The organism is uncultured Nostoc sp., assembly GCF_964245575.1.
Taxonomy (GTDB): Bacteria; Cyanobacteriota; Cyanobacteriia; order Cyanobacteriales; family Nostocaceae; genus Nostoc.
The window spans coordinates 1-3,459 of record NZ_CAXTNP010000478.1 but is presented as its reverse complement, the minus strand read 5'-3'; the positions used below and the strand labels follow the sequence as shown (position 1 = coordinate 3,459).

Below are 3,459 nucleotides of genomic sequence, written 5' to 3'. Positions count from 1 at the left end.
TCAAAGCTGTAGCCCTTATTTCGTATAGCTTAGAGCTTTTCTTAGTGCCATTCCATTACAAACCAAGTCAAGCCAACATTCCAACTCGAAACATAGTCTAGAGACATGATCACCGGGGTATAGCACAAACTCTATTGAGTGGGTAAAGAAGCCTGGAGAAGCAATCAACGGACACACAGCCATTTTGAGCAAGCCTTTTATTCAAAGCAGAAGCAATCGCCTTAGTGCAGTGGCTGGCCAATAATACTATTGAAGCCGTCGGTCGCGTGACGCACTATGTCTTTTGCTTAGTAGCTCTAACTACTGGTTAGGAGCAAGAAAAATGAGGCTTCGCCAATTCTAAATTGAGAGTGTTGTGCTTCAGCACAACAAATTGACCAATAAAAATAGGGTGATCGCTCCGTCTGGAAAACTAGCGATCGCCCCTATGCCCCAACCTACTAAAGAAGAGGCAATTTATAATGATGACACAAAGTTTAGCCCCTGCGCCAACAAAAGATCCGTTAACCACACAGGATCGCCAAATCATTGCAACTATCGTCAATCAGTCGGACTACTCAAAAGAGTGCAAGCCCGAAGATGTAGTGACTATCTGGATAAACTCGGATGATATCGTGTGGGTAAAAATGACCCACGGTTATGCTCGATACCACAAACAATGTTTCAAACGCGCTGTTGCAGAGGTAAAAGCAAGTCTTTCTGCTCCAGTAGAGCGCAATCATAAGGAAGAAAAGGAATTAAAACAAGCTTCTGAGAAAATTGGCTTGTTGGGTGATTGTGATTGGTTATCGTTGAGTGTCCAATACCATTCTGATAAAGTAATCGGTCATGCTGGTTGTTATATCTCTCACAAGGCTCGAATATTAATGCCACCATCTGAATGGGACTTCACCCTGCCGAAGTGGAATATGCCTGCTGCTATCTGCCCAGACTGTGGTGGTCACGGCTGCGGTAACTGCTCCTATCGCGGCACTCGTGCAGAAGACTTGTGTATGCCAGTGGACGGCTATCGACTGACCTATGTAGGACGCACTGACCTCCAGACGGCTCACAACGTATATCTGGACGGTGAGTTTTTGGGCATACTCTTCAAGGTCAGAAACGGTGATGAAGTCTGGGAAAACGATCCCAAGACTTATTACTGACAACGTAGCAATGGCATGAAGTATTGGAGCGTCAGAGAGGCTGTAGAAGCACTGTCCATAACTGCTCCGATTGAACTGCCGCAAGTTCGTCGGGAATTGGTAGCGGCGTAAGTGAAATGGTGGGTTTTAATGCCCACCACTAAGCTTTTCTCAACCTCGTAAAATAAAACACAGTTCGCCCTTACAAAATGACCCAACAACCTCACGATAAATTTGCCAAGCAGTTTTTAGAAGAGTTACTTTCTCCCTTTGGGGAAGTAAAAACTAACAGGGAAGTCACTGATGAAACAAGATTTGTTGATGTGTTATTTTCGCCAACACCAACATCCGCTACTAATGTAGAAACTTTAGGATTATTGGGTAGAATAACGGTATTAAATACTACTTTACTAGAACCGTTTCGCAATCAACCGAATAGAACAGAAGTACGTAACTGTCTACAAAAATTGTTCACTGTGATTGCAGACGCACAGCGTAAAGCTAACAGGGAAGACACAACAATAGCGGAGAACGAGCTAGCACAACTGTGGATTATTTCTCCAAGTGCTTCAAAAGCTTTGCTCAAGGCTTTTGAAGCTAAACTAGATTTAGACAATTGGATGAGCGGAGTGTACTTTCTGCCATTGGGTTTAAGGGCAGCAATAGTGGCAACTAATAAGCTACCGCGAACTCCAGACACACTATGGTTTCGGCTCTTGGGGAGGGGAAAAGTACAAAGGGAGGCAGTAGAAGAACTGGTTGCATTACCACCATCCGATCTTGTACGCCGGAACGTACTGGAAATAATTTACAGATGGCGTATCAGTGTAATGACACAGACAGAATTAACCAGAGATGACCAGGAGTTGATCATGAACTTAACAGAAGCTTATCAAGAAGCAAGAGCGCAAGCGGTACAAGAGGGGCAACGTCAAGTAGTAGAAAACTTGTTAAGATTCCGGTTTGGTTCTATGGATGAAGAACTCTCAAGAGTAGTCGATAGTTTATTGCAGTTAACACCAGAAGAATTTACTCCCCTATGTCTTGAATTATCCCGTGAAGAGTTGTTAGCAAGATTTAATTCACACGAATAACCTGTAACTACAAATAATTAGTAATAAAAAGCGCTTTTGTAAAATCAAGAGCGCTATTTTATTGGCTCTACGCCTCATATATCACAATTAAACGGCTACGCCAATGCGAAAGTGAAATATATTGGTATTGAACAATGACCCCTCAAGAAACATCGGATTTACTTGCTGCTTTGATGCGCCAAGAGGAACTACTCAAGCAATTAATCTCTTCAATCAATAAGCCAAAACTAGGATTGCACTCTCAAGCTGGCAATTGCAAAATCTACTGCAATCGTCACAATGGTTCGCTGTGGTATACCTTAAACAACAGTGAAGCAAGTGCGATTACCCAAACTGCCTTAACTGGATATCTAAAAGAACTTAAATTCGAGAAGTGTGAGCGCAGAGGAAAGGAAGTTTACAAGTTGCTGATTACAATTCAAGCAGACAGACCCTATATATTAGAAAGTGGTCATGATACTCACTTTGCTAAAAGTATACTTGCGGCGATCGCAACTCTTACTCCAGAACAACTATATTCTCCCATCACACTACAGCCTACTCCAGGGACAAGCGATGAAAGCGTGTTGTTCTGTCGGGTGTGGGTTGGGTCGGAACTAGTTATGGCATCCTATAACGAGCAGACCAATTGGCAAGAAATCTGGGAACAAGCTTTAGCTGTGACAAAAGCTGCGAATGAGATAGCGTTTTAACGAAGTCGGAAATAGAGTTTGGGCAATTGGAATTAGAAGTTGCTCAAACTTTGTCTACAGCTAATAAAGAAGGGCAATGGGAAAAGGGAAAGGGGTAAAGGTAAAAACCTTGCTTTTCTAAGGATGATTTAATTCATGAATCCCTTTCCCTTTCCCCTTTAACCTTTCCCCCTCTTTTTGCTGTCTACCTATTTACCAATAACAAGAAATGACAACAACACTTCTGCACCCCAATATCGAAAACTTACAGCAGTTTTCTGATTCGTTCGACATTGAGAAATTATTGCAATCTGAAGGAATTCTGCCGTGGCTTTTAGCAAATGGCTGGAACTACGACGATGAATCTTGTTTGATTGCAAATATCGTTGATGAGTCAACAAGTCTTGATGAGGTTTGGGACTCTAAAGAGTTTGATTTTAATGCTCTGCCTGATGAATTAAAGGAAAAACTCAATCAGATTATCCGTGAAAAACTCTACAGTCTGACTGATTAAATCTGACTGGAGAGAAAAATCGATTCCACGATAAATTATGGCACACTTTACTGCTA

4 protein-coding genes are annotated in these 3,459 nt (G+C 42.2%); all 4 read left to right on the top strand.

Annotated features, from left to right (window positions below; genetic code table 11):
* Window positions 1-461 precede the first annotated feature (461 nt).
* The 4 genes from ACFFAP_RS37210 (at window position 462) to ACFFAP_RS37195 (ending at window position 3,403) form a co-directional block, all read left to right on the top strand.
* A complete protein-coding gene (locus tag ACFFAP_RS37210) occupies window positions 462-1,145 on the top strand; it encodes a hypothetical protein (RefSeq protein WP_375515907.1) in 684 nt (227 codons plus the stop codon).
* A 188-nt stretch (window positions 1,146-1,333) separates the two neighbouring features.
* Window positions 1,334-2,218 carry a hypothetical protein gene (locus tag ACFFAP_RS37205; RefSeq protein WP_375515906.1) on the top strand — a complete coding sequence of 295 codons (885 nt, stop codon included), beginning with the start codon at window positions 1,334-1,336 and terminating at the stop codon, window positions 2,216-2,218.
* Window positions 2,219-2,352: 134 nt separating this feature from the next.
* Window positions 2,353-2,910, top strand: a complete 558-nt coding sequence (locus ACFFAP_RS37200) for a hypothetical protein (RefSeq protein ID WP_375515905.1) — start codon at window positions 2,353-2,355, stop codon at window positions 2,908-2,910.
* Window positions 2,911-3,118: 208 nt separating this feature from the next.
* Complete coding sequence (locus tag ACFFAP_RS37195) at window positions 3,119-3,403, top strand: hypothetical protein (RefSeq protein WP_375515904.1); 285 nt, start codon at window positions 3,119-3,121, stop codon at window positions 3,401-3,403.
* Window positions 3,404-3,459 lie beyond the last annotated feature (56 nt).